We start from the raw sequence: 507 nt of genomic DNA, 5'->3' as shown, positions 1-507 counted from the left end.
GACGACACGCTCGGTGCCGTTGATGATGAACGTCGCCTTCGGCGTCATGAGCGGGAAATCCCCCATGAACACCGTCTGGCTCTTGATCTCACCGGTGGTGTTATTGATGAACTCCGCCGTCACGAACATCGGGGCGGAGTACGTCATGTCCTTGTCTTTGCACTCCTCGACGGAGTACTTGGGCGGCTCGAACCGGTGATCGCGGAACGACAGGGACATGGTCCCGGAGAAGTCCTCAATCGGACTGATCTCCTCGAAGATCTCCTCGAGACCGGACTGGGCCGGGACGTCCTTGCGCCCGGCCTGGCGAGCCGCCTCTACCCGGCCCTTCCACTTCTCGTTACCGAGCAGCCAATCAAAAGACTCGGTCTGCAACGCGAGAAGATCAGGAACCTCAAGAGGCTCCTGGATACGCGCGAAAGAAACACGGCGGGGACCAGCGGGTACGGCGGAGGCGTTGCGCGAGGCTGCCAACAGATGTCCTTCCGAGGGCTCGCGGCGGACTGA

General features: G+C 61.5%; 1 pseudogene. It reads right to left on the bottom strand.

Annotation, left to right across the window (positions count from 1 at the left end):
• Positions 1-474 (bottom strand): annotated as a pseudogene (locus D5H75_RS40760) (DNA-directed RNA polymerase subunit beta); the annotation flags it as partial.
• Positions 475-507 lie beyond the last annotated feature (33 nt).

The organism is Bailinhaonella thermotolerans (genome assembly GCF_003594875.1).
In the GTDB taxonomy this organism is placed as follows: Bacteria; Actinomycetota; Actinomycetes; order Streptosporangiales; family Streptosporangiaceae; genus Bailinhaonella; species Bailinhaonella thermotolerans.
This window is presented reverse-complemented; position numbering and strand designations above follow the sequence as displayed.